We start from the raw sequence: 22,174 nt of genomic DNA, 5'->3' as shown, positions 1-22,174 counted from the left end.
TCACGGCCGCTCGCGTCTTCATTCACCTGCACGGGAAGGGGCATGCACCTTCGTGCATCCTCGCGCGCCGGTCCGGCGTGTCACAACATGACAGCGGCCGTATCCGTCGTTTCCGGCACGACGACGCTGGCGTCGACCCCGGCGTTTTCCTTGAGCAGGAACACGAGATGATGCCCGGAAAGCAGTTCGATCCGGCGATCGCGCGCAAACTCCTCCACCCCATCGTCGAATTCGCCGGTCGTAATCAGCATGCCGCGTGCGGCGCCGATCTGCTGCATCTGCGCGAGCACCGCGCGGGCTGCCGACAGTTCGAGCCGGGCGGCGCGGTCCATCACACGGAAAATGTGAACGACGACGTCGCCCCCGAAAATGGGGTGCGGGTCCCACGCGCGGCACGTGAGCATGCCCTCCTGCTCGCCCGGCAATAGCGGCGGCCCTTCAAACCCATGCGAGCGCAGCAGGTGGAACATCACCTGCGTGAAGTCCTTGTCGCTGAGCGTCATCAGGTTGAAACGGCGATCCACGGCGACGTCGGCGTCCGTGACGACCTGCGTCATGTCCACACCCGCGACCGGGGCGACCGCCTCCAGCGCGCCGGGGCGTGAGGACACTCGCGCGCCCAGCGCCGCCAGATGCGTTGCGGCATCGCCTTCGCTCAGCACGAGCGCCGCGAAATCGGCGCGCGACACGTGCACGCTTGCCAGACACACACGCGCACTGCCATCGCTGGCATACGCGTTGAAGACGATGGCATTCACGTGACGCAGCGGGTCCGCAGCGAACAACTCGTGAAGCGAGCGCAGCACGATCTGGCGAAGGGCGTTGGCATAGACCTGCGCACGCATCGCGTCGCCCGCGGGCACGGCCTGCACCGCCGCCTGCGCAGCGTTGTAGTGGTATTCGAGCGCGGTGGGAACGGCGGCGTCGAGCGTGGGAACGTCGTAGCCGATCGCGAGCAGCTTGTGATTTTCGACGTAGTGCGCCGCAAGCGTTTGCTCGAACGCAGCCGGATACGGACTGCGGCTGAGGACGATACGCGCGTAGCCGGTCACGGCCGCCGCTTCGCCACGCAGCAATGCGCCCTCGAAGTCGGCTACCGCTGCGTTATGACGCGCACTTTCGGCACGCGCGGCCTCCGTCGCCTTTTGCTGCGCGATCTGAAGAATCATCGACCCTTGCGTGCGGCGGATCTTCGAGGCCTCGTACTCGCGCTCGGCATGCACGAACTCGCTGCGCGCCTTGGCGAGCGCCTGCTCGTAGCGTCCGGACGCCCCCGGCATGGCGAGCGCCAGCCGTCCGGGCTTTTCCGGCGCAAAGGTTTCCCACTCGGGCTTGGGCAGAATCTTCGGAAGATGGCGGGTGTCGAGCACCGGCGGCGTGTTGCGAGCGCGCAGGTCCGCCGGCGGGATGCGCAGATCGCGGGCAAGGCCGTCGGCCAGCAATCGCTCCAGGCGCGCCACCTCCAGTTTGGCCCGCGCGCCTTGTGCCGCCGCCTCCGCCTGCCGCCACGCCAGATGCAGGCGCTCGCTCGCGGCGGCGTCGCCCGCCGGGGCGTCCTCCCATGCACGTTGCGCCTGCTCCAGCGCCCGGACTTCCGGCAACGAGCGCGCCTGCGATTGCGCGTGTTGCTCCTCGCGCGTGTGCGCGGCGCGCCAGAACTCGCGCGCCAGCCGATCGATGATGCTTTCGAATCCCCGGTTCACTACTGCCCCCCGCATGCGATATTGATTTTGTTTTGTTGGTCGACGCCCGGACGCCTGGATGCCTGGACGTCTGATGAATCCTGCAACACTTTTCGAGATTTACGTAGGGGACGATTGTAGGACGTTGCCCTCGCTTTGTCGCCAAAATATCGTTGATTCTCAAGCCGTCGGAGCATGTCACACTCGCGGTGCGGCAACACTGACCGTCATCAAATCGCCATCGCGCCAGCGCAGTCTTGGGTGCCGCACGCGTCGCCGGTTCGCGAACCGAAACCCGCCGACGCATGTGCAGCGTCACATGGATGCGCCGAATCCCTTTTTCCCGAACTCATGTCATGACCGAACTGTCTCCGAACGCCACGCCGGCGTCCTCTGCCGGCACCCCGGGCGCCACACCCGGCGTACGCATCGCCCTGTGGAGTGCGATGGGCTGCGTGGTGCTCGCGCTCGTGTGCATTGCGTGGATCGACCGGCCGGTGGTGGACTTCGCGCACGCGCACACGCAAGGCACGCCATGGATTCAGCACGTTGCCGAGCTGCCGGCGCCGCTGTTCATACTGGCCTGGCCGGCATTTCTGATCGTCGGCGCCGTGTGGCTGCTGCGCCGCACACTGCCGGCATGGGCCATCACGTTATGGCTGGCTGCCGGGGCGGTTGGCGTCGGCAGTCTGGCCAAGCAGGCGCTGAAATTCGTCTTCGGACGGACCTGGCCCGCCACCTGGATTCATGAAAACCCGTCGTATCTGCGCGACGGCGTATTTACGTTCAAGTTCTTCGGCGGCGGCAACGCCGCCTATGCGTCCTTCCCGTCGGGCCACCTCACGGTAATGCTTGCCTTCACGACCGTGTTGGCGCTGCGTCATCGCCGGCTTCGGGTGCCCTGTGCCATTGCCATTGCGTTGACGGCCTTCGGCCAGCTCGCGTCCGCCTATCACTGGACGAGCGATGCGCTGGCGGGTGCTGCGCTGGGCATCGCCATCGGTTCGGCGTTCGTGGCGGCATGGCGGTGGTGGCAGTCGAATCGCGCGGCGTAGCGCGCCCGGGTGGCGCCCGGGTGGCGCCCGGGATGTCATGCGCCGTTCATCCTCGTTCCATCTCGCGACGGGAACGCAGCATAATGTCGGCGGAAAACAAGAAACCATGACCGTCGATCCTTCGCTTCCTCTCATCCCGCTCATTGCCGGCGCGTGCGTCGCCGGCTTCGTCCAAGGCCTGTCCGGCTTCGCTTTCAGTCTGGTCGCCCTCTCCTTCTGGGCGTGGTCGCTGCCGCCGACGCTCGCCGGCCCGCTTGCCGCCTTCTGCTCGCTCATCGGTCAGGTGCTGGGCTTGCGGGCGGCGCGTCGTGCCGTGCCGCTCGGCCGCCTCGCGCCGTTCGTGCTCTGCGGGCTGGTGGGCGTGCCCGTCGGCGTGTGGATTCTGCGTTACCTCGACCCGGTGTGGTTCCGCGCGGGTATCGGAGCGATCCTCGTCGTCTACTGCACGATCCTGCTGCTCGCGGCGAGACTGCCACGGATACACCATGGCGGACGCGCGGCCGACGGTGTGGTCGGCTTCGTCGGCGGGGTGATGGGCGGTATCGGCGGGCTCGTGGGTGTCGTGCCGACCCTGTGGTGCACGCTGCGGGGCTGGGACAAGGACATGCAGCGCGCTGTCATGCAGATCTTCTTCATCGTCATGCACACGCTCACCATCACGCTGTACGCCGTGCACGGCGTCATCACCACGCAGACGCTGCATGTGTTCGCCATCGCCGTGCCTTCGATGATCCTGCCCACACTCGCAGGCGCGTGGGCCTATCGGTTTCTCTCCGATCATGCGTTCCGCCGCATGGTGCTCGCGCTCCTGGCCTGCTCCGGGGTGACGCTGCTCGTCGGCACGGTGCCGGAACTGCTCGCACGCTGAACCGCCACGGGCCGACGGCCAGCGACGATAATCCGCGAAAACGAGCATCAGCGCACGGCGTTACGATGGTGGGACCGGATGGGATTCTTCCCTCGCTGACTCGCCGGGCTTGTCCCGCCCACTCGCCATGTCCGCCATGCCACCACCCGCTGCGTCATTTCTCGACCGTGCCGCCGCAGGCAATGCGCTGGCCGAAGTCCTCGCCGCGCATGAACTGCTCGCTCGCTGTGCGCCGCCGCTGGTGCTTGCCATCCCGCGCGGCGGGGTGCCCGTGGCCATGCCCATCGCCCGTCAGCTGAACGGCACGCTCGATGTCCTGCTCGCGCACAAGCTGCGCGCGCCGCATCATGCGGAACTCGCCGTCGGGGCGGTCGACGAGTTCGGCGGGATCTTCCTTGCGGATCACGCGCTGTCGCTCGGCGCGACCGGCACCTATCTCTCTCATGAAACCGCCCGGCAGCGCGCACTGATTCAACAGCGACGTCAGGCTTACACCCCGGGGCGAGGCGCGCCCCACGTCGCGGGACGTCCGGTCGTGGTGGTCGACGACGGCATCGCCACAGGTGCGACCATGACAGCGGCGCTGCGGGCGATGCGGCGCCTGGGCGCGACACCGCTGGTCGCTTGTGCACCGGTGGGCGCGCGTGAGGCCATCGGACGCCTGAGCGAACTGGCAGACGCCGTGGTCTGTCTGGAAACGCCGCAACCGTTCTACGCCGTAAGCGTGGCCTATAGCGATTTCGCAGAGACCGACGACACCACCGTGATCGCCTTGCTCGCCATGGCCGCGGACCGGCCGTGAAGCGCTGATCGCGCGAGCGCGCCGCGCGCCGCCAGCACATCCGGCATTGCCCGGCGTAGCGGCGCACCCCGCGATTGCACTACACTTGAGCCTGCTGTGCGCGACGGTCCACGCCGGGGAACGAGCGCGCTGCCCGCGCCGCCTCTTGCCCCTCAGTTTCGACGGAGCCTGTGATGACGACGTCCCTGATTCTCAACGTGATTGGCCCGGATCGCCCGGGGCTGGTCAATGCGATTGCCGATCGCGCTACCGCTGCCGGCGCCAACTGGCTGGAGAGCCGTCTCGCCAATCTTGCCGGCCAGTTCGCCGGCATCATCCATCTGCAAGTCTCCGACGACCGGGCCGAAGCGCTCACGCATGCCATGCACGGGCTGCAGACGCAGGGCCTGCAAATCTCCGTCACCCGCGCGCAGAGCGCCGCCGCCGATCCCGCCGCCCGCACGCTCGAACTCGATCTCGTGGGACAGGACCACCCCGGCATCGTCAAGGAAATCTCGCACGTGCTCTTTTCTCGCGGCATTTCCATCGACGAGCTGGCGACCGAATGTGTCGAAGGCTCCATGTCGGGCGGCACGCTCTTTCGCGCGACGGCACGGCTGCGCGTGCCTGCGAGCGTGAGCACCGAGTCACTGCGAGAAGTCCTGGAAAGCCTTGCCGACGATCTGATGGTCGATGTCGAACTCGATTCGCCTGCCGGTGCGTGAGCGCGCACCGATGAAGCGCGCCTTCCTGTTCCTGCTCGGGGCAGTGGCCATCGTCGCCCTGCTCTCGCTGTTGCCCCTGCCGTTCGAGCGCACGACCCACGTGGTGAGCGTGGTGACGCTACGGGCGCCGCCGCAGGCCGTCTACGACTACGCCACCACACCGGCGAACTGGCCGAAGTGGCACCCGGCCTCGCTCGCGGTGCAGGGCATGACCGATCATCCGCTAAAGGTCGGGGAGGAAGTCGCCGAAGAGTTCCGGCTCGCTGGCCGTCACGGCATTCTGCACTGGAAGGTCGCGGAGGCGAAGCCGCCGTACGAATGGCGCATCGAAGGGGAAGTCAACCGCCGGCCGTCGGGCGAGGTGCGCTACAAGCTCACCCCGGACGGCACCGGCACGCGCTTCGAGCGCGACTTCATGTACCGTACGCCCAACCTGCTTTTCCTGATCCTCGACCCGCTCTTCATCGGGCCGCGCGTGCGTGCGGAATCGGCGCAGGGCGCAAAGCAGCTCCAGCAGGTGTTCGAAGCGCTGGCGCCGGCGCCGGCCGTGTCCGCGCCGGCTGCCGCGGAAATGCCCGGCACGGCCAGCGCCGCGAGCAGCGCTCAGGGGCGGTAGAGGCCTGCCGCGCTCCCTCGCTCACTCATTGAACGTCGCCGCCATCGTCTCGGCGGCGTGCCGAAGTTCCGGCAGGAATGTCGTGAGCTTTTCGAGCGTGCAGTGCCGCGCGCTCGCCTGCACCGCGATGGCGGCGCACGCCCGATTGCGGTCGAGCATGACCGGCACCGCGACCGCGATCATGCCGGGGACATGCTCTTCGTTGTTGGTCCCGACCCGGCGCTTGCGTGTCTCGACCAGTTCCTCGCGCAAATCCTCCAGGTCGGTAATGGTGTTCTCCGCACGGGGACGCAACGGCAGATGCGCGATCAGCTTCTCGCGCCGCGCCCTCGGCAGGAAGGCGAGCAGCAGCTTGCCGCTTGCCGTGCAATGCAGCGGAACGCGCGAGCCGGGCGACAGCTTGAGCTGGCGCGACCAGTCGGTTTCCACCCGGTCGAGATACACGAGGTCGTCGCCCGAGAGCATCGACAGGTTGCAGGTCTCGCCCAGTTTGTCGACCAGTTGCTGGAGGATGGCGTGACGCGCCGCTGCCGGGCCCACGTGCATCAACGCATTGACGGCCATTGCCCGCACTCTCGACGACGGCTCATAGTGCCGGCTGCCGGCCTCGCGCGTGACGAGCCATGCCGCTTCGAGCTGCTTGAGAATGCGATGCACCGTCTGCTTGGGCAGACCAATGGCGGCGACGATTTCCGCGAGGGTCATCGGCGCGCCGGCGGCGCTGAGAATTTCCAGGATGCGAAATGCGCGGACGGCCGCGGCGTTCGACTGATTGCTCATGTCGGTTGGATCTCGGGGTCGAGTTGTGTTCCTGATCGTTATCGATCGCGGCGGTCTCCCTGTATTGCTACGTCGACACGCCGCCGCCCCAGCCCGCTCCCAAGCTGCCACGCCGCCGTGCCGTCGCGCCGCGACGTCCCGTTTTCCGCATCATTTTAGTGCGAATCGTCTGTTCCGACGATTGCAGACAAACCCGGAGATATTCCGAATATTTGATATCGAAACCACCCACCGGACGCATGGACGATTCGATCCGCGCCGGACCTGCGCCGGTCGTCCCTCCGGACTGCCTCGAACGGCTTACGCCTTGCCCGACAGCACGCGCAACCGGTGGATCAGGCTGGACGTATCCCAACGCGAACCGCCCAGCGCCTGAACGTCGCCGTAGAACTGGTCGACGAGCGCCGTCACCGGCAGCGACACGCCATTGCGCTGCGCTTCGGCCAGACACAGGCCCAGATCCTTGCGCATCCAGTCCACGGCAAAGCCATAGTCGAACTTCCCGTCGATCATCGTCTGACCGCGATTGTCCATCTGCCAGCTGGCCGCCGCGCCCTTGTTGATGACGTCGAGCACGAGCGGCATGTCGAGCCCGGCAAGCTGGCCGAAGTTGATGGCCTCGGAGAGTCCCTGCACGAGACCCGCGATGCAGATCTGGTTGACCATCTTGGCCAACTGGCCCGCGCCGGCCTCGCCGATGCGGGTGACGGCACGGCCGTAGGCGCCGAGTGTCGCGCAGACACGATCGAACGCCGGGGCATCGCCGCCGCACATGATCGTCAGCACCCCGTTCCTGGCGCCCGCTTCGCCGCCCGAGACAGGCGCATCGACGAAATGCAGTCCCTTCTCACGGGCGACGGCGTACAGCTCGCGTGCGACGTCGGCGGAGGCCGTGGTGTGGTCGACGAAAACGGCGTCGGCCTTCATGCCGGCGAACGCGCCCTGTTCGCCCAGCACGACACTGCGCAGGTCGTCATCGTTACCCACGCAGGCGGCAACAATGTCCGCACCGCGCACGGCTTCGGCAGGCGTTGCGGCGCTTGAGCCGCCATATTCCGCCGCCCATTGCCGTGCCTTGGCTGCCGTACGGTTATAGACGGTCACCGCGTGACCGGCGCGTTGCAGGTGACCCGCCATCGGGTAACCCATCACGCCCAGACCGAGGAAGGCGACGCGAAGCGGGGAAGATTGCGTTGTGGGGGAAGTCAATTCAAGGGCCTCGCAGGTTGATTCGCTAAGAGGGACCGCGGAGCATACGCGCAGACGTGCGCACATGGCGGCCCAGTCTGAAATACAGGGGGCTTGCGAGCCATCATTATAGAGACCGGCCATGCCGGCGCGCCAGCGCAATCCCCCGCCACGCGGGGCATCGGCGCCCTCTTGCCCCGGTTTGGTGCGCCGGATCGGTTGCAATAATCGCTCGAAAACAGGCCGACATCGGGCTTGATTGAAAAATTCTGTTTCCGTGACTGGCGTTACCGCTGCGTTCCGATACAATGCGCGGCATGGCTGATTTTGATACCAGTTGGTCAATTCGCGTTTACTACGAGGACACGGACGCCGGAGGCGTCGTCTTCTACGCCAACTATTTAAAATTCTTCGAACGGGCCCGAACCGAGTGGCTCCGTTCGCTCGGCATCGAACAACTCGAACTGGCCCGCAATACCGGAATGATCTTTATTGTGCGCGCCACGGCACTCGACTATCTGAGTCCCGCCCGGCTCGACGATCTCGTCGTCATCAAGAGCCGCATCGAGCGTCTCGGCGGTGCCTCCGTCGATTTTCTCCAGGAAGCCTGGCGCGATGCGCCGGACGGCACGGGCGAACTGTTGGCGCGCGGCAGCATCAAAATCGGCTGCGTGAGCGCGCAAACGATGCGTCCAGGCAAGATTCCGGCGCACGTTCGGCTCGCCATGCAATCGGCTGCCAAGGCGGCCAGCACCTCGGCGACTGCGTCTGCGCCCGCGGCAGCCGCGTGAAGTCAGGGACAAGAATTCCGGTCAGTCAATAACCACACCATGCCCGATCAAGACCTTTCCATCATTTCGCTGGTCATGCACGCCAGCTTGCTCGCCCAGGCAGTCATGGGCCTGCTGCTGCTGCTCTCGCTGCTCTCGTGGACGCACATCTTCCGCAAGATCTTCGCGATCCGCCGCGCCCGCACTCAGACCGAGCGCTTCGAGCGCGACTTCTGGTCGGGCGGCGACCTTCAGGCGCTGTATCAAAGCGCGCTGAACAACCGTCATCAGACAGGCTCGCTCGAACGTATCTTCGAATCGGGCATGCGCGAGTACATCAAGGCGAGCGAAAAAGGGCTGAACGATCCGCATGCGATCCTGGACGGCGCACGCCGTGCCATGCGCGCTTGCTATCAACGTGAAATGGACGCGCTCGAAGCCAATCTGCCGTTCCTCGCATCGGTTGGCTCGGTGAGTCCGTACATTGGTCTGTTCGGTACGGTGTGGGGTATCATGAACGCATTCCGCGGCCTCTCGAACGTGCAACAGGCCACGCTCGCCAATGTGGCGCCGGGTATCGCGGAAGCGCTGGTGGCCACGGCCATCGGTCTGTTCGCCGCTATCCCTGCCGTGGTTGCCTACAACCGCTTCGCCACCGACATCGACCGGCTGTCGATTCGCTTCGAAAGCTTCATCGAAGAGTTCTCCAACATCCTGCAACGGCAGATTCACTAAGCACTCCGGGAGCGCCGAGACATGGCAGGTTCTATGCGCAACGCTCGCCGCGGCCGTCGCGCCATGGCGGACATCAACGTCGTACCGTACATCGACGTGATGCTGGTGCTGCTCGTCATTTTCATGGTGGCCGCCCCGCTGGTCGCGCCGTCGATCGTCAATCTGCCGAGCGTGGCCAACGCCAGCCCGCAGCAACAGACACCGCCGGTGGTCGTCAATATCGAAGCGGACAATCGCATGCTGGTGCGCTACAAGGATGGCGAGAACACCATCGAACAGCGCATGAGCGCGGGCGATCTGACCGGTTTCCTGCAAGGCCGTCAGGCGGCGAATCCGGATCAGCCGGTCGTCATCGCCGCCGATAAATCGGTGAAGTACGAAATCGTCATGAACGTAATGTCCGATCTCAAGGCTCAGGGCGTGAAGCGCGTGGGCCTGCTCGTCAAGCAGAAATGAGTCGCACCGTCGCCCAGCCGGGCCGTTCCGAGCGCCCCATCGGTCCGCGCAACAGCGAGCACGGCACGGGGCGGGCATTCCTCCTCGCGTTGCTCATGCATGCGCTGCTGTTCGCGCTGCTCTTCTACGGCATGCGCTGGCAGAACAGCTCGCCCGCGGGTTCCGAAGCGGAATTGTGGACGCCAGCCGAAGTGGCCGAGCCGACCCCGCCGGTGGTGACACCGCCGCCCACACCGGCACCGCCGGCCGTGGCCGCGCCCACGCCGCCGGAAGAAGACGCCGACATCGCCCTCCAGCAAAAGAAGCGCAAACAGGAACAGCAGGCCGCCGAACAGGCGCGACTGCTCGAAGCGCAGCAGGAAAAGGCGCGCCAGGAAGCGCTCAGGCAAAAGCAACTCGCCGAGCAGCAGGCAGCAGCCGAACTGGCGCGCAAGAAGGCGGCGGCGGACGAAGCCGCACGTCAGCAGAAACTGGCCGATCAGAAGAAGGCCGACGAACAGAAACGTCAGAAGGAAGAAGACGCGAGGAAGGCCGAACAACTCAAGCAGCAGCAACTGGCGGACGCGCAGAAAAAAGCCGACGCCGAAAAGAAGGCGGCGGAAGACAAGGCAGCCAGGGCCAAGGCCGCGAAGGAAGCGGCAGCGCAGAAGGCGGCGGAGGCTGCGAAGGCCGACCGGCTGGCCTCGTTGCGCGGCATGGCTGGCGGAACTGCGGGCGCAACCGGCAACGGTCTGGGTTCGCAAGCGGGCGGTACCGGCTCGGGCGCTGGCGGCACGGCATCGGCGGGCTACGCCGACCGCGTTCGCGCCAAGGTCAAGCCGAACATCGCCTATGGCGGCGACACCGAGGGCAATCCCACGGCGGTCGTTGCGGTACGCCTCGCTCCGGATGGCAGCGTACTTTCGATGCAGTTGGTCAAGTCCAGTGGCAATCCCGCCTGGGACGCCGCCGTGCAGGCCGCCATCACCAAATCCGACCCGTTGCCGCGCGACACGAACGGCAAAGCCCCCCGAGCGTCAACCTCCGTTTCAGCCCGAAGGGTTGAGGATGTTGTCAAACGGGAACGAAAACCGAGCGATGCAAGTCCATTTTCACTCGAATGTGGTAAAAATGGCCCTTGCACCGCGTAACTGACCAATCGAACGCATGCGAATCTCCAGTCAATATGCATGGCGTGCGCTGGTGGCCACCTGGCTCACCGCGGCTTGCACGATCGCCCATGCGCAGACACCGCTGACCGTCGACATTACCGGCGTCGGTAGTAACCGCTACCCGATCGCCGTGTCGAACTTCAAGGGCACCGCGCCCACGGACATCGTTGCCGTCATCAAGGCGGACCTGAGCAACAGCGGCCGCTTCAACCAGATCGACGCGGGCGGCGCGACCGTCGGCGTGGACGATTCGGTCGATCTCGGCACGTGGCGCGCAAAGGGCGCGAATGCGTTCGTCTCCGGCACCATCGTTGCGCAAGGCAACGGCACGTTCCAGGTCAGCTTCCGCCTTTATGACGCCGTGAACGGTCAGCCGCTCGGCGGTCTGGCCCTCACCTCTTCGCAGGCGAACCTGCGCCTGACCGCGCACAAGATCGCCGATTACATCTATCAGAAACTGCTGGGTGACCGCGGTGTGTTCGCCACGCGTCTGTCCTATGTGCTGCATAACGGCCCGAACTACCAGTTGCAGATTTCGGACTCGGACGGTCAGGACGCACGCGTCGCCCTGAACAGCCGCGAGCCGATCATCTCGCCGGCGTGGTCGCCGGACGGCACCAAGGTCGCGTACGTTTCGTTCGAGAAGCGCAAGCCGGTCGTGTACATCCACGATCTGCCGAGCGGCCGCCGCGCCGTGCTTGCCAATGAGAAGGGAAACAACTCGGCGCCGTCGTGGTCGCCGGACGGCACCAAGCTCGCCGTGGCCCTGTCGCGCGACGGCAACACGCAGATCTATCAGGTCAACGCCAACGGCGGCGGCCTCAAGCGTCTGTCACGCAGCGGTGCGATCGATACCGAACCGCAGTATTCCCCGGACGGCAAATGGATTTTCTTCACGAGCGATCGTGGCGGTGGTCCGCAAATCTACAAGATGCCTGCTGGTGGCGAGAGCGAAGGCGGCGCGCAGCGCGTCACTTTCAAGGGGAGTTACAACGTCAGCCCGCGAATCAGTCCCGACGGCAAATTGCTCGCGTTCATCGCGCGTCAGGGTGGCGGATTCAAGCTGAGCGTGCAGGATATGAGTACTGGCGATGTTACGGCTCTGACCGACACCAGCCACGACGAGTCACCGAGTTTTGCCGCGAACGGCAAGTACATTCTTTACGCAACGCAGTCGGGGGGCCGCAAGGTCCTCGCGGCAGTCTCGGTGGACGGGCAAACCCGGCAGATTCTTCAGGTTCGGGGAGGGGAAGTTCGCGAACCCTCCTGGGGCCCTTTCATGCAATAACATCAACAGCAACATCAATCGGAGGCTCATATGAGTTCCCTGCTTCGTAATATCCTCGCCATCTCTTCGCTGGCCGCTCTGGCCGCTTGCTCTTCGGGCGTGAAGCTCGACGACCAGGCTAACGCCAACAAGGGTCAAACCACGACCGACGCTCGCGCCGTCGCCCCCGTCGACGCTTCGGCCGACGAACTGAACAACCCGAACGGCCCGCTCGCCAAGCGCAGCGTGTACTTCGGCTTCGATTCGTACAGCGTCGATTCGCAATACACCCCGCTGCTCCAGGCACACGCGAACTTCCTGACGAAGTACTCGCAACGCCGTGTGCTGCTGCAAGGCAACACCGACCCGCGCGGTACGAGCGAATACAACCTGGCACTGGGTCAGAAGCGTGCCGAAGCCGTGCTGAAGACCATGACGGCACTGGGCGCCAACGCCAGCCAGATGGAAGCCGTGTCGCTGGGCAAGGAAAAGGCCACGGGTACCGACGAAGCCACCTGGGCCCAGGACCGTCGCGTCGATCTGGCTTATTGATTAAATCGTCATGACGTCTCGTTTGCTAAAAAACATGATCTGCGCGGTGACGCTCGGCACTTCGGTGCTGAGTCCGCTCGCGCATGCCGGACTGTTCGACGACGACGAGGCGCGCAAAGCGATCCTCGATATCCGCAGCCGTCTGGATTCGGACAGGCAACGGATTGAGGGGCTCACGCGCAACGTGCTGGATTTGAACAACCAGATCCAGCAGTTGCAGCGTGATCTGGCCGACCAGCGCGGTCAGAACGAAGATCTGAAAAACCAGCTTGCGAACCTGCAACAAAGTCAGAAGGATTTCTACACCGACCTCGACGGCCGGTTGAAGAAATTCGAACCCCAGCAGATGACCGTCGGCGGCGTGACCGGCACCGTCCAACCGGGCGAGAAGGAAGTTTTCGACGCCGCGCTCGACAAATTCCGCAAGGGTGACTACAAGGGTGCGCAAACGGATTTCCGGACCTTCACAGCGAAGTACCCTGGCAGCCCGTATCAACCCGAAGCGCTGTTCTGGCTTGGCAACTCACAGTACGCCAACAACGATCTGAAGGGTTCGACCGCGACGCTGCAAAGCATCGTGACGAAGTACCCGGATAGCCCCAAGGCTGCCGAAGCGCTGATGGCAATTGCCAGCAACGCGGCCGCCGCCGGGCAAGTGGCGGTGTCGAAAAAGGCATACAACGACCTGTTGGCGAAGTATCCCAATAGCCAATCGGCCGCGGATGCCAGGAAGCGCTGGCCCAATCCGAAGTAAGACCTGCCGCGGGGGATTGTGCGAACCGGTCCTTCCGCGCAGGTCACTCGTCGGACGAACGACGCCGCCTCTGGGCGGCGTTGTCGTTTCCGGCGCTTGCAGGCTTCGTTTGCATGACGATTGCGCGCTTTGCCGGTGACACACGAGACCTCAAGTAGAATACCGACTTTGCAAACGTTCGAGGCGCGGCGTCTCAGGGGATGCGGGCGGACCACCCACTCGGTAAAGAGTAAGGGGCGGGGCCGCCACGGCATGACGACCGCACCCGCGACGTGATCGCGCACCTGCGGCGCGATCACGTTTGATACAACAAAGCCGGCTGCGCCCCGTAGCCCGCGTCAATGCATCGAACGGCCGGGCACGGCCGCTATCGTCTTCTCGCCTCATGACCGACGTCGATCTCACCGCCCTCTCCCACACTGTCGTGTGGCTTACCTTCGGCCTGGCCTTCGTGTTCGGTGCCGTGCTCCAGCGCACGCACTTCTGCACCATGGGCGCACTCTCCGACATCGTCAACATTGGCGACTGGAACCGCATGCGCATGTGGTGGCTCGCCATTGGCGTCGCAACGATCGGCACGGGCGTGCTGGCCTCGCAGGGCATCGTCGATCCGATCAAGGCGATTTACACGACGCCGCGCTTCACATGGCTGTCGTATCTCGTCGGCGGGTGGTGTTTCGGCGTGGGCATGGTGCTGGCCTCCGGTTGCGGCAGCAAGACGCTGGTGCGCATCGGTGGCGGCAATCTGAAGTCGCTGCTGGTGTTCGTGATGATCGGCGTGTCGGCGTACATGACGCTCAAGGGCCTGTTCGCCGTGCTGCGCGTTACGGCGCTCGACAGCGTGCAAACGACCTTCGCGACGTCGCAGGATCTGCCCACGCTGCTCGGCGGTATGTTCGGCGGCGACGTGCATCGCGCACAACTCATCCTCGGTCTGCTGATCGGCGGTGCGTTTGTGCTCGCGGCAATTTACCGCCGCGAGTTCTGGACGTTCGACAACCTGCTCGGCGGTCTGGTCGTCGGCGCGATCATCGTGGCGCTGTGGTACGTCTCGGGCAAAGTCGGGTACGTAGCCGAGAATCCGAACACGCTCGAAGAGAGCTTCGTTGCAACGAACTCCGGCAAGATGGAAGCATTGTCGTTCGTCTCGCCGCTCGCCTATACGCTGTATTGGCTGATGATGTGGAGCGATACGAGCAATGTCGTCACGCTCGGGATTTCGAGCGTGCTGGGTGTGATTGCCGGCTCGTTCGTGTATGCGCTGGTGTCGCGCAATTTCCGTTGGGAAGGTTTTCAGGGCACGGAAGATACGGCCAATCACATGGCGGGTGGTGTCCTGATGGGGTTCGGCGGTGTGACGGCACTCGGTTGCACGGTAGGTCAGGGACTCTCGGGCGTATCGACGCTCGCCTTGGGATCGTTCGTTGCCATCGCCGCCATTCTGGCGGGCGGCGTCTGCGCGTTCAAATATCAGATGTGGCGCATCGAGCGCAGCGTTTGAGCGTAATTCGCATGCAATAGGGTGAAAAAGCCCCTGAACAGGCATATCCGCGCCGCGGGAGTGTTGACACTATAACGCCCTCCACGCTATAATCTTTTTCTTCGTTGGGTCGTTAGCTCAGTTGGTAGAGCAGCGGACTTTTAATCCGTTGGTCGCAGGTTCGAATCCTGCACGGCCTACCAGAATACAGAAGGGGTTGCGAGAAATCGCAACCCCTTTTCGTTTTTGCGGCGTGAGGTGTTACGCCTGCGCCCTGCTCACGTCGCCGTCAGCGCGATATCCCCCATATTGAGGATTCCCCGCCTTTTCGGGAGTTGCTACCTTCGTTTCCCATCGGGCGTTGGACAGGTGCGCCCTGGCCGACCAAGCCCCGTTCACAGGAACACGCGAAAACTCAGGGGGAAGCATGAAACGGAAATTCGTTTCCATCGCGGCACTTACGGCCGCAACACTCATCGCCTGCGGCCCCGCGGTAGGTGGCCCGATCACATACCTGAAAGACGACAAGGGTTGTCTATACGGTGATGCGGGCCCTACCCCCGGTCAAACGGCTGTGTGGACAGGGCAATGCATTGGCGGCATGGCATCGGGCACGGGTCGCCTGACGCTGAGCGTCCACGACGATCCCATCGAGGTGTTCAACGGCACGATGCGCGAGGGGTTGAAGGAAGGCCACGGTACCTATCGCTGGCTCAAGACGGGCAGCGCATACGATGGATATTACGCCGCTGGTCTGCGCTCGGGGCCCGGGACGTTCACATGGGGGAGTAGCGGCAATCGTTACGAGGGCACTTTCAAAGAGGGCAAGCTGCACGGCGACGGCACCTTTACGTTCGCAAGCGGAATGCGCAAGAGCGGCACCTGGGTCGAAGATGCGTTCGTCGCCGGAACGATATGGGACGCATCGGGCAACCTGATCGGAAGCGTCCCGAACGAGCCATCCAACGAGATGGCCGGCAGTACTTCCGATGACACGGGGAGCGGCTGGCTTGGCGTTTTGGGCGCCGTTGCCCAACTGGCGGGCGCTGCCGGAGGCAAGAACGCCGCACAGCTTCAGGCGTTGGGCAGCGCAATGCAGCGGCAGGCGCCTTCGACCGCCCAGGTGGCCGCCGCAAGCGTGGCGGCCAGACCGGCGCCGAGCCAGGCAGCGTCGGCAAGAAATGCCTCAGCGCAACCCGCGGCAACGACTGCCGCCGCCGTTGGCACGTCCGGGCCGACCGAAGAGGCAAATGTCAATCAATGCGTGGAATTCGCCGGCGACAGCACGTTCCTGTATCTCGTGAATCGATGCGCATACAAGATAGCGGTGCAATTCTGCTTTACGGGTGCGGCCGTTCGCTCGGGAAATTGCGCGCGCGGCGAGCTTGGGCTCGAATGGGCACCGCCCAACGGGCGCAGTACGATTGCCGGTCCGATGATCGAAGGACGAGCGCAGTACGCGAGTCACTGGTACGCGTGCAAAGATGGCGCCACACCGCGTGTGACAGCCACTGCCAACGGCTTGAGCGGCCGGTGCGTGCGCGGCTGACGCCACTTTCGAGAGGCCTACCCGCTGTTTCGGATATCGCCACGCCTGCGTCGCAACGTAGTTCGATGTGAACGGTTCAGGCGTGCGGACGAGCGCCGTTCACCGTCACCGCCGCATGTCCGGTCGCATCGCCATGACGACGCCCCGCCATCTCGGCGCTGCCCGGATCGCCCGCGGGCAGACGATGGCTCTCGATGTCATGCACGACCTGAATCGCCGTGGCGTCGATGCCATCGGTCAGCGGCTTCGGATCGACGCCGATGCCGAGCACCATCACCGCCATGGCACAAAGCAACGCGAACTCGCGGCGGCTCAGATCCCTGAGCAACGCCACACGCGCATTCCCGACGCGACCGAAAATCACCCGCTTGTACATCCACAGCGTATAGGCCGCGCTCAGTACCAGCGTGAGCGACGCCAACGCGCCGATCCAGAAATTCGCCTTGATCGCCCCCATCAACACCAGGAACTCGCCGACGAAGCCCGACGTGCCCGGCATGCCGACGTTCGCCATCGAGAACAGCATTGCGAAGGCCGCAAAGCGCGGCATGGTGCTCGCCACACCGCCATAGGCGTCGATCGACGCACTGCCGGTGCGCTCGTACAGCATGCCCGTGCACAGCAGCATGGCGCCCGAGACGATACCGTACGAAATCATCTGCATGACGGCGCCGTCGGTGCCCATCTCGGAAAAGAGAAACAGCCCGAGCGTTACCAACCCCATGTGCGCGACCGCGGAATACGCCAGCAGCTTGCGCAGATCCGTCTGCACCAGCGCCACCAGACTCGCATAGATCACGGCAACCAGCGACAACACCACCATCAGCGGCGCGAGAAAGTGGCTGGCGTCCGGCAGCAACGGCAGGTTGAAACGCAGCAGTCCGTAGCCGCCCAGCTTGAGCATGCCGAGCATGACGGCCGCGCCCGTCGGCCCGTCGAGGTGCACTTCTGGCAGCCAGGTGTGCACGGGCCACATCGGGACTTTGACGGAGAACGCGGCGAGAAAGCCGGCGAAGAGCATCACCTGCACGGCGAGTGGCAAGTGAAGCGCCTGCCAGCGGGCGATGTCGAAGCTCTGCGTCTGCATGTACAGATACAGCATCGAGACGAGCATCATGAGCGAGCCCGTCAGCGAGAAGAAGAAGAACTTCACCGCGGCGCGCGTCCTGTTCGCGCGACCGTACACGCCGATGAGCAAATACAGCGGCAGCAGCGTCGCTTCGAAAAATACGAAGAACAGCATGCCATCCTGCGCGGTGAATACGCCCTGCATCAATCCGGAGAGGACCAGAAAACTGCCGAAGTACGAACTCATGCGCGTGGTGACTGCACGCCATGATGCGAGTACGACGACAATCGTCGTCACACCGGTGAGTGCCACGAGCCACAGCGAAATGCCGTCGATACCGACGTGCCACGACGCGTCGAACGAATCGATCCAGCGAAAACGCTCGACGAATTGCAAATCGGCGACGGTCGTCCGAAAACCGCGCACGAGCGGCACGATCGGCGCGGCCGAAATCACGGCGGCGGCAAGCGATGACCAGCGTACGGCGTTGGGGTGACGATCGCGGCCGAGCAGCATGACGAGCGCGCCAGCCACGATAGGCAGCCAGATGAGGAGGGACAGGATGGGAAACATTGAGGGTCCTGGTGTGCTGCAACAAAAAACGAGCGCAAACGCGCGACGTTGACGCGACCAGGGACGAACCTGCCCCGCGCGCGCCACGATGTGTGACACGCGCAAATCAAGACATGTCAATGTCTGCGGGAGGGGACGCCGGGCGCGAAGGCGTCAACGAAGGTGGCAAGCATACGCGCACGGAAAACATTTTGCATCGCAGCAAATTTTACAAACGATTGCGAGTGCATTGCCCGACCGTCCGGTCGGCGATTGTCGTTTGCGTTGCCGCCTTGCGCGGCAACGCATCGCGGTATGACGCGCCGCTCATGCGACGAAGTCGATCGCGGCGCGCATCGAATCCGTCAATAGCGCATTGCGGATTCCGGAAGCGGAAGATGGAAGCGGACGAGGCCAGCGAAGCGAGTGCCGCTCACGCCTTCGGACGACGCAGATCGAACATCGCACCGATCTCGGCGTAGTCGCCGAGGTACCCCGCGCGCATTACCGGATGCGCCTTCGCCGTATCGAACAGTCCGTCTTCACGCAGGAACTCGCGACGGATATGCACGCCGACCACCTGTCCGAGCGCGAGCCAGTTGTTCATCGGCTTGCCCTCCAGATCGTGCATGCGCACGACTTGCAGCAACTTGCATTCGAGCGACGCAGGCGATTCGCCCACGTGCGGCACGTTCACATTGATGCCCGGCGCTTTGGTCAACCCGGCCAGTTCGAATTCGTCGACGTCGTGCGCCACAGGCGCCGACGACCGGTTCATCTGTTCGACGAGCGACTTGCTCGTCAGATTCCAGACGAATTCCCGCGTCGATTCGATGTTGGCAATGGAGTCTTTGTACCCCTCGCTGCAAAATCCGATGATCGGCGGGAACGTGGCGAACGCACCGAAGAAGCTGTAGGGCGCGAGATTCACGCGGCCTTCGGTATCGCGGCTTGAAATCCAGCCGATCACGCGAGGCGCGACAATGGCCTTGAACGGGTCGTGGGACAGACCGTGGCCTTTGGCCGGGTCGTAGAAATGAACATCGCCGGAGTGAGACATGGACATGGGCCGGGACAACCGGCCGACAGTTGTGGGGTATGGCGTCGATGCTATCGCACTCTGGCAAGTTGCGTTGGCGCTCCCGCTCCCCCGCCGTGCGATTGCCGCGCGCACGCGCTCAGACAGACGTGCGCCGTCCCAGCGCCTGAACCAGTTCGCGATGCGCCGGCCACTGCGCCGCGAGCGCCGCCGCGTCGGCCATTTCGAAATCTTCGAACGCGAAGCCCGGCGACACGGTGCAACCCACCAGCGAGAAGCGGGTCGACGGCGCCGGTTGTGCCGCGAACCAGTGTCCCGCGCGAACCACGTACTGAAGCTGCTCGCCGCGGCCCACGCCAGGTCCGAGAGGCGTGCTCGCACGCTTGCCGCACGGATCGATCTCGTGAATCCAGAGCGTGCCGCCAAGATGAAAATGCCAGACTTCGTCGCTGCGGATGCGATGAAACGCCGAGAAGTCCCCTGCTTCAAGCAGATACAGAATGGCGGTCGAGAGACTGCGCGGGCCGGGGAAACCGTTCGGCAGTGCGTCGGCGGCAATCGTCTCCGACGCTCGATAGGTTTCCCGATAATGGCCGCCCTCGGGATGCGGCAGCAGCCCCAGCGAGGTGATCAGATCGGCAGCAGACGGCATAACGGGCTCCCTGAGAATTTCCGGCGGAATCGCACGCGATCACACGAGAATCAAACGATACCGCATTGCCGCGCGTCGCCGCTCACGAGATGGCCGCATCGATTCGTCAGGCGATACATTCATTTCATCCGGTAAAACACCCCATAAATGTCTCCGGCCGCCGCATTCGCCCCGCACACGGCACCGCGCAAAGCCCCAGCTCGCGGGACAGCCGGAGCCGGCGAGATTTACCGATTTGTGCGACGATTGCCATGTTGCGTCGCCCGGGGCGACGCGTTTTTCATTGCACGCGCCCTTTTGGGCGCCGTCAGATCATGCCTGCCACCCTCAAGATTGATTTTGTTTCCGATGTCGCCTGCCCCTGGTGCGCCATCGGCCTCGCTTCGTTGAAAACGGCACTCGGCCGCCTGGGCAACGAGGTCGAAGCCGACCTGCACTTCAGCCCCTTCGAGCTGAACCCCGACATGCCGGTGCACGGCGTGCCGCTCGCAGATTACATGTCGCGCAAGTACGGGCTGTCGCCGGAGCAACTCGCGCAGAATCAGGCGAACATCGGTGCGCGCGCGGCCGCGGAAGGTTTCCCGATGCGCATGGACTTGCGCACGCACGCGTACAACACGTTCGACGCACATCGTTTGCTGCACTGGGCACAAACCATCGGCAACGACAAGCAACTCGCCCTCAAGGAAGCGCTGTTTCGCGCGTATTTCGTCGAGGGCAAACGAACCAGCGATCCGGAGGTGCTGGCCGCCGCCGCCGAGCAAGCCGGACTCGATGGCGCACGCGCGAGAGAAATTCTGTCCTCGCAGGAGTACGCGGAGCAGGTGCGTGCGCTGGAGCGTCACTATCAGAACCTCGGCATCAGCTCGGTACCCGCGATCATCTTCAACAATCGTCATCTCGTCAGTGGTGGTCAGCCGCCCGAGGTTTTCGAGCAAGCCATCCGTCAGATTCTGGCCGAGGGCTGATCCGTCATGTCATCGTTACCTCCAAGCGCCGATACGTCGACGGTGAGCGCCCCCGCGGCGCAAGCTCACGAGCCGCCAGCTGCCGGACGCGGCCTCGCCATGACGGCGATCCTGCTCGCCGTCTCGCTGGCCAGCCTGGATACCGCCATCGCCAATACGGCCCTGCCGCAAATGGCGCTCGATCTGAACACGACGCCGTCGGCGTCGGTGTGGATCGTGAACGCTTATCAATTGGCAATGGTCGCAACGCTGCTGCCGTTCGCCTCGCTGGGCGAGCGCGTCGGACACAAGCGTGTGTTCATGTGGGGCGTGGCGGTGTTTCTGGTCGCTTCATTGCTGTGCGCGCTCTCCCCTTCGCTAGGGTTCCTCGCGGGTGCGCGCGTGCTGCAAGGCGTGGGCGCGGCGGCGGTGATGAGCGTGAACATCGCGCTGATTCGCTTCCTGTATCCGGCGGCACAACTGGGACGCGGCGTCGGACTCAATGCGTTGATCGTCGGCATCTCGTTCGCCGTCGGGCCGACCGTGGCGTCGCTGGTCCTGGCGCTCGCGAGCTGGCCGTGGCTGTTCCTCATCAATGTGCCGACGGGTTTGCTCGCGCTCGCATTTTCGCGCCGCAATCTGCCGGATACGCCGCGCAGCGAGCACAAGCCGGACATGGTCGCCGCATTGCTCAACGTGCTGACGTTCTCACTGCTGATCTTTGCGCTGAGTCAGAGTGCGCAGCGGGCCGACTGGCATCTCACGCTCGCCTGCTTCACCGGCGCCCTCGTCTTTGGATGGGCGTTGATCCGGCGTGAGCGCGGCCATCGCGCGCCGATGCTGCCGGTGGATCTGCTGCGGTTGCCGGCGTTCGCGCTGTCCACGCTCACTGCGATCTGCGCGTTCGCAACGCAGGGGTTGGGACTGGTGTCGTTGCCGTTCTACTTCGAGAACGTACTGCATCGCAGCCCGATCGAGACGGGCTTCCTGATGACGCCGTGGCCGTTCTTCGTGGCAGCGATTGCCCCGGTCGCCGGACGCCTGTCGGATAAATATCCACCGGGCGCGCTCGGTGCGATCGGGCTGGCGATGTTGAGCGCGGGCATGACCTTGCTGGCGATCATGCCGGAGCATGCGCAGTTGTGGGACATTGGCTGGCGCATGGCGTTGTGCGGTCTTGGTTTCGGTTTTTTCCAGTCGCCGAACCTGAAGGCCTTCATGCACAGCGCGCCGCCGGAGCGCAGCGGTGGGGCGAGCGGGATGGTCGGCACGTCGCGTCTGCTGGGTCAGGCGACGGGCGCGGCGCTGGTCGCACTGGCGCTCGGCCTGTCCGGCACGCACGGCTCGACATTGGCGCTGGCGTGGGGCGCGGCGTTTGCTGCGGCCGGGTGTCTCGCAAGCGGCATGCGACTGGTCGGCAAACGCCCCCATTGAGGGCGGCGTCCGGTGACACGTCACTGTGCTGGGCTTTGTCATTTTCGCGTCGGCCGATGATGGGCGCTAAGG

The 22,174-nt window shown here is 64.4% G+C and carries 22 protein-coding genes and 1 tRNA gene; 17 read left to right on the top strand and 6 right to left on the bottom strand.

The window, feature by feature from the left end:
- Positions 1–80: 80 nt before the first annotated feature.
- Positions 81–1,703 (bottom strand): restriction endonuclease, encoded by a 1,623-nt coding sequence (locus AB870_RS07450; RefSeq protein WP_047907514.1) that lies wholly within the window; start codon positions 1,701–1,703, stop codon positions 81–83.
- Between the two features lie 335 nt (positions 1,704–2,038).
- On the opposite strand from AB870_RS07450, the gene AB870_RS07445 reads away from it, so the two are divergent.
- The 5 genes from AB870_RS07445 to AB870_RS07425 all read left to right on the top strand — a co-directional run bounded on the left by AB870_RS07445 (position 2,039) and on the right by AB870_RS07425 (position 5,727).
- Positions 2,039–2,737, top strand: a complete 699-nt coding sequence (locus AB870_RS07445; protein WP_053059619.1) for a phosphatase PAP2 family protein — start codon at positions 2,039–2,041, stop codon at positions 2,735–2,737.
- 106 nt (positions 2,738–2,843) lie between these two features.
- The gene (locus AB870_RS07440; RefSeq protein ID WP_047907513.1) at positions 2,844–3,605 is read left to right on the top strand and encodes a sulfite exporter TauE/SafE family protein; all 762 of its coding nucleotides are present in this window, start codon (positions 2,844–2,846) and stop codon (positions 3,603–3,605) included.
- Between the two features lie 136 nt (positions 3,606–3,741).
- Positions 3,742–4,407, top strand: a complete 666-nt coding sequence (locus tag AB870_RS07435; RefSeq protein WP_167362686.1) for a phosphoribosyltransferase — start codon at positions 3,742–3,744, stop codon at positions 4,405–4,407.
- 173 nt (positions 4,408–4,580) lie between these two features.
- Positions 4,581–5,111 carry a glycine cleavage system transcriptional repressor gene (locus AB870_RS07430; RefSeq protein WP_047907511.1) on the top strand — a complete coding sequence of 177 codons (531 nt, stop codon included), beginning with the start codon at positions 4,581–4,583 and terminating at the stop codon, positions 5,109–5,111.
- Positions 5,080–5,727, top strand: coding sequence for an SRPBCC family protein (locus AB870_RS07425; RefSeq protein WP_064674793.1), 648 nt, complete (start codon positions 5,080–5,082; stop codon positions 5,725–5,727). Before AB870_RS07430 ends, AB870_RS07425 begins: the two co-directional genes overlap by 32 nt.
- A gap of 21 nt (positions 5,728–5,748) precedes the next feature.
- Here AB870_RS07425 and AB870_RS07420 read toward each other — a convergent pair whose 3' ends face one another.
- Together AB870_RS07420 and AB870_RS07415 are read right to left on the bottom strand one after the other, a co-directional pair.
- Positions 5,749–6,507: an IclR family transcriptional regulator gene (locus AB870_RS07420; RefSeq protein ID WP_047907510.1), complete on the bottom strand. Its 759-nt coding sequence runs from the start codon at positions 6,505–6,507 to the stop codon at positions 5,749–5,751.
- A 300-nt stretch (positions 6,508–6,807) separates the two neighbouring features.
- The gene (locus tag AB870_RS07415) at positions 6,808–7,656 is read right to left on the bottom strand and encodes an NAD(P)-dependent oxidoreductase (RefSeq protein ID WP_237170122.1); all 849 of its coding nucleotides are present in this window, start codon (positions 7,654–7,656) and stop codon (positions 6,808–6,810) included.
- Between the two features lie 347 nt (positions 7,657–8,003).
- On the opposite strand from AB870_RS07415, the gene ybgC reads away from it, so the two are divergent.
- From ybgC to AB870_RS07365, 10 genes are all read left to right on the top strand, one after another.
- Positions 8,004–8,486: a tol-pal system-associated acyl-CoA thioesterase gene (gene ybgC, locus AB870_RS07410; RefSeq protein ID WP_047907508.1), complete on the top strand. Its 483-nt coding sequence runs from the start codon at positions 8,004–8,006 to the stop codon at positions 8,484–8,486.
- Positions 8,487–8,525: 39 nt separating this feature from the next.
- Positions 8,526–9,200 carry a protein TolQ gene (tolQ, locus tag AB870_RS07405; RefSeq protein ID WP_047907507.1) on the top strand — a complete coding sequence of 225 codons (675 nt, stop codon included), beginning with the start codon at positions 8,526–8,528 and terminating at the stop codon, positions 9,198–9,200.
- A gap of 21 nt (positions 9,201–9,221) precedes the next feature.
- Entirely contained in the window at positions 9,222–9,656 is a 435-nt protein-coding gene (tolR, locus tag AB870_RS07400) for a protein TolR (RefSeq protein WP_044455156.1), read from the top strand.
- On the top strand, positions 9,653–10,786 hold the full coding sequence (gene tolA / locus AB870_RS07395) for a cell envelope integrity protein TolA (RefSeq protein ID WP_064674792.1): 1,134 nt from the start codon (positions 9,653–9,655) through the stop codon (positions 10,784–10,786). Before tolR ends, tolA begins: the two co-directional genes overlap by 4 nt.
- 16 nt (positions 10,787–10,802) lie before the next feature.
- On the top strand, positions 10,803–12,095 hold the full coding sequence (gene tolB / locus AB870_RS07390) for a Tol-Pal system beta propeller repeat protein TolB (RefSeq protein WP_047907506.1): 1,293 nt from the start codon (positions 10,803–10,805) through the stop codon (positions 12,093–12,095).
- A 30-nt stretch (positions 12,096–12,125) separates the two neighbouring features.
- A complete protein-coding gene (locus AB870_RS07385) occupies positions 12,126–12,626 on the top strand; it encodes an OmpA family protein (protein WP_047907505.1) in 501 nt (166 codons plus the stop codon).
- 10 nt (positions 12,627–12,636) lie between these two features.
- Positions 12,637–13,380, top strand: coding sequence for a tol-pal system protein YbgF (ybgF, locus tag AB870_RS07380; protein WP_047907504.1), 744 nt, complete (start codon positions 12,637–12,639; stop codon positions 13,378–13,380).
- Positions 13,381–13,765: 385 nt separating this feature from the next.
- Positions 13,766–14,881, top strand: coding sequence for a YeeE/YedE family protein (locus tag AB870_RS07375; protein ID WP_047907503.1), 1,116 nt, complete (start codon positions 13,766–13,768; stop codon positions 14,879–14,881).
- Between the two features lie 106 nt (positions 14,882–14,987).
- A tRNA-Lys gene (locus AB870_RS07370) sits at positions 14,988–15,063 on the top strand.
- Between the two features lie 398 nt (positions 15,064–15,461).
- Positions 15,462–16,409, top strand: coding sequence for an MORN repeat-containing protein (locus AB870_RS07365; protein WP_053059617.1), 948 nt, complete (start codon positions 15,462–15,464; stop codon positions 16,407–16,409).
- Positions 16,410–16,485: 76 nt separating this feature from the next.
- Here the strand turns inward: AB870_RS07365 and AB870_RS07360 are convergent, their stop codons facing one another.
- The 3 genes from AB870_RS07360 to AB870_RS07350 form a co-directional block, all read right to left on the bottom strand.
- Positions 16,486–18,051, bottom strand: coding sequence for a complex I subunit 4 family protein (locus AB870_RS07360; protein ID WP_053059616.1), 1,566 nt, complete (start codon positions 18,049–18,051; stop codon positions 16,486–16,488).
- A 412-nt stretch (positions 18,052–18,463) separates the two neighbouring features.
- Positions 18,464–19,096 (bottom strand): flavin reductase family protein, encoded by a 633-nt coding sequence (locus AB870_RS07355; RefSeq protein ID WP_418303985.1) that lies wholly within the window; start codon positions 19,094–19,096, stop codon positions 18,464–18,466.
- Between the two features lie 112 nt (positions 19,097–19,208).
- Complete coding sequence (locus tag AB870_RS07350; protein WP_047907502.1) at positions 19,209–19,721, bottom strand: cupin domain-containing protein; 513 nt, start codon at positions 19,719–19,721, stop codon at positions 19,209–19,211.
- A gap of 314 nt (positions 19,722–20,035) precedes the next feature.
- Here AB870_RS07350 and AB870_RS07345 point away from each other — a divergent pair, with 314 nt between their 5' ends.
- Positions 20,036–20,689 (top strand): DsbA family oxidoreductase, encoded by a 654-nt coding sequence (locus tag AB870_RS07345; RefSeq protein ID WP_047907501.1) that lies wholly within the window; start codon positions 20,036–20,038, stop codon positions 20,687–20,689.
- A gap of 6 nt (positions 20,690–20,695) precedes the next feature.
- Entirely contained in the window at positions 20,696–22,102 is a 1,407-nt protein-coding gene (locus AB870_RS07340) for an MFS transporter (protein ID WP_047907500.1), read from the top strand.
- Positions 22,103–22,174: the final 72 nt, after the last annotated feature.

Origin of the sequence: Pandoraea faecigallinarum (genome assembly GCF_001029105.3) — a bacterium.
Classification (GTDB): domain Bacteria; phylum Pseudomonadota; class Gammaproteobacteria; order Burkholderiales; family Burkholderiaceae; genus Pandoraea; species Pandoraea faecigallinarum.
Note: the sequence above shows the minus strand (reverse complement) of the source record. Positions and strands in the feature narration are given on the sequence as shown.

What these genes read in the sequence shown, in the direction of transcription:
- AB870_RS07445 (WP_053059619.1), top strand. Translation starts at nt 2,039, where the DNA reads ATGACCGAACTGTCTCCGAACGCCACGCCGGCGTCCTCTGCCGGCACC.
- AB870_RS07440 (WP_047907513.1), top strand. Translation starts at nt 2,844, where the DNA reads ATGACCGTCGATCCTTCGCTTCCTCTCATCCCGCTCATTGCCGGCGCG.
- AB870_RS07435 (WP_167362686.1), top strand. Translation starts at nt 3,742, where the DNA reads ATGCCACCACCCGCTGCGTCATTTCTCGACCGTGCCGCCGCAGGCAAT.
- AB870_RS07430 (WP_047907511.1), top strand. Translation starts at nt 4,581, where the DNA reads ATGACGACGTCCCTGATTCTCAACGTGATTGGCCCGGATCGCCCGGGG.
- AB870_RS07425 (WP_064674793.1), top strand. Translation starts at nt 5,080, where the DNA reads ATGTCGAACTCGATTCGCCTGCCGGTGCGTGAGCGCGCACCGATGAAG.
- AB870_RS07420 (WP_047907510.1), bottom strand. Translation starts at nt 6,507, where the DNA reads ATGAGCAATCAGTCGAACGCCGCGGCCGTCCGCGCATTTCGCATCCTG.
- AB870_RS07415 (WP_237170122.1), bottom strand. Translation starts at nt 7,656, where the DNA reads ATGGGTTACCCGATGGCGGGTCACCTGCAACGCGCCGGTCACGCGGTG.
- ybgC (WP_047907508.1), top strand. Translation starts at nt 8,004, where the DNA reads ATGCGCGGCATGGCTGATTTTGATACCAGTTGGTCAATTCGCGTTTAC.
- tolQ (WP_047907507.1), top strand. Translation starts at nt 8,526, where the DNA reads ATGCCCGATCAAGACCTTTCCATCATTTCGCTGGTCATGCACGCCAGC.
- tolR (WP_044455156.1), top strand. Translation starts at nt 9,222, where the DNA reads ATGGCAGGTTCTATGCGCAACGCTCGCCGCGGCCGTCGCGCCATGGCG.
- tolA (WP_064674792.1), top strand. Translation starts at nt 9,653, where the DNA reads ATGAGTCGCACCGTCGCCCAGCCGGGCCGTTCCGAGCGCCCCATCGGT.
- tolB (WP_047907506.1), top strand. Translation starts at nt 10,803, where the DNA reads ATGCGAATCTCCAGTCAATATGCATGGCGTGCGCTGGTGGCCACCTGG.
- AB870_RS07385 (WP_047907505.1), top strand. Translation starts at nt 12,126, where the DNA reads ATGAGTTCCCTGCTTCGTAATATCCTCGCCATCTCTTCGCTGGCCGCT.
- ybgF (WP_047907504.1), top strand. Translation starts at nt 12,637, where the DNA reads ATGACGTCTCGTTTGCTAAAAAACATGATCTGCGCGGTGACGCTCGGC.
- AB870_RS07375 (WP_047907503.1), top strand. Translation starts at nt 13,766, where the DNA reads ATGACCGACGTCGATCTCACCGCCCTCTCCCACACTGTCGTGTGGCTT.
- AB870_RS07365 (WP_053059617.1), top strand. Translation starts at nt 15,462, where the DNA reads ATGGCATCGGGCACGGGTCGCCTGACGCTGAGCGTCCACGACGATCCC.
- AB870_RS07360 (WP_053059616.1), bottom strand. Translation starts at nt 18,051, where the DNA reads ATGTTTCCCATCCTGTCCCTCCTCATCTGGCTGCCTATCGTGGCTGGC.
- AB870_RS07355 (WP_418303985.1), bottom strand. Translation starts at nt 19,096, where the DNA reads ATGTCCATGTCTCACTCCGGCGATGTTCATTTCTACGACCCGGCCAAA.
- AB870_RS07350 (WP_047907502.1), bottom strand. Translation starts at nt 19,721, where the DNA reads ATGCCGTCTGCTGCCGATCTGATCACCTCGCTGGGGCTGCTGCCGCAT.
- AB870_RS07345 (WP_047907501.1), top strand. Translation starts at nt 20,036, where the DNA reads ATGCCTGCCACCCTCAAGATTGATTTTGTTTCCGATGTCGCCTGCCCC.
- AB870_RS07340 (WP_047907500.1), top strand. Translation starts at nt 20,696, where the DNA reads ATGTCATCGTTACCTCCAAGCGCCGATACGTCGACGGTGAGCGCCCCC.